Below are 1,641 nucleotides of genomic sequence, written 5' to 3'. Positions count from 1 at the left end.
AATTTTAAAGTATGCGGATAAACATCGGGAACAGCTTCTTGAAGTTTGGGAACACTCTGTATTGGCAACCCACCTTTTTTTGAAAACAGAAGATTTTCTATCCATTAAAGCATTGGTAAAAACGATGGATTTTCATGATTTGGAGGTTTATTGTTTAGTCCAAAACAATGCGGTTTATGGTTTTTTGGGAGTGGCAGAACGAAAATTGGAAATGCTGTTTTTATCCCCGGATCTTTTCGGAAAAGGTCATGGCAAAAAGCTTATGGAATTTGCAGTTCGGGAACTTAAAATTGACAAAGTGGATGTCAATGAACAGAATACAAAAGCGGTTGGTTTTTACAATAAGTTCGGCTTTAAAACTTATCAACGAACAGAAAAGGACGATCAGGGAAATGATTATCCATTGTTAAGGATGAAACTCGAATAGTAAGATTGCGACCAAAATATAATGTTGGAGGCAACTTTTTGAAGTGTTTTTCCATCCTTTAGATATGAAATTGAAATACATAATCCTCGTTTTGTTTACATCATTTTTGCCGCTGAAGATCTATGCGCAGGAAGGAACAGTGCATGAATGGCTGTCTAAATCAAGGTCCAGCATTGGCCAGGGTGATACCTTAAAAGGGATTGGTGAATTGGAAAATGCCATCCTTCTTGGGCTTTTTGATGAACATGCCATTAGTCAAAGTAAAGTGCTGAATTTTTTAACTGAGGATCCTAGAGGGGTTCATCTGATGAATGGAATCGCTTCCAATAGAAAGCTTCTTTCAGATCCCCAAAATTTAATTGTTGAAACCTCTGACATACATAGATTTTGGCAGTTTTTTGATTCCCTCCATCAGGAAAATGCACCCGGAATATTTCTTGACAATTATATACAAAATGGCAGCCCCGGATTGAGAACATTTTTCAGGGTACGGATGGGGCAGCAAACTGATAAATTTGTAGACAGAATCCGGGCATTGGAAACCTACTACAAAAGTATCCAAAATGTATCATTGGGCTTTGATGGCTTAAAGCCAGAAATCGTTGCTACTGCTGAAAAATTAAAAGATCTATACCCTGAGTCGATTTTCCCACCCATTTATTTCCTGATGGGAAGTTTGAACAATGTGGGAACACCTGACGGCTTTGCGGGAAAGTTGATCGGAACAGAACATCTTTGTAAGAGCCCTGAAGCCGATTTGACTTCCCTTTCAAAATTTGATAAAATGGTAATTTTTGATGTCGGGCAGACAGTTCCTATTATTGTCCATGAATATGTACATCTGCAACAAAAAAACACCACGGAAAGGACCTTATTGGATTATGCAATAATGGAAGGCGCTGCGGATTTTGTTGCTTACTTGATATTGGAGAATTATACGGATCCTGATCTATATGAATTCGGCTTTTCCCACGAGGATCAACTTTGGGAAATATTCAAAAGTCAAATGCATACAGAGGATACGGACGATTGGCTTTTCAATGCTTATGATCCCGAGACAGGTTTTCCCGCCAATTTGGGATATTTTATAGGTTTCAGGATTTGTGAAAGTTATTATCAACATTCCACTGATAAAAGAAAGGCCATCAAAGAAATACTCGAAATAGAGAATTTTGAGAAGTTTTACATTCAAAGTGCTTATAAATGGGAAAAAT

2 protein-coding genes are annotated in these 1,641 nt (G+C 37.7%); both read left to right on the top strand.

Translation table 11 applies throughout. The features are described from left to right. A partial coding sequence (locus ACEW8O_RS07185) for a GNAT family N-acetyltransferase (RefSeq protein ID WP_373493942.1) occupies nt 1–427 on the top strand: 427 nt, incomplete at its 5' end. Between the two features lie 64 nt (nt 428–491). After that, on the top strand, nt 492–1,641 hold a 1,150-nt coding region (locus ACEW8O_RS07180; RefSeq protein WP_373493941.1), incomplete at its 3' end, for a DUF2268 domain-containing putative Zn-dependent protease.

Origin of the sequence: Aquiflexum sp., assembly GCF_041749095.1 — a bacterium.
Taxonomy (GTDB): domain Bacteria; phylum Bacteroidota; class Bacteroidia; order Cytophagales; family Cyclobacteriaceae; genus Aquiflexum.
This window is presented reverse-complemented; position numbering and strand designations above follow the sequence as displayed.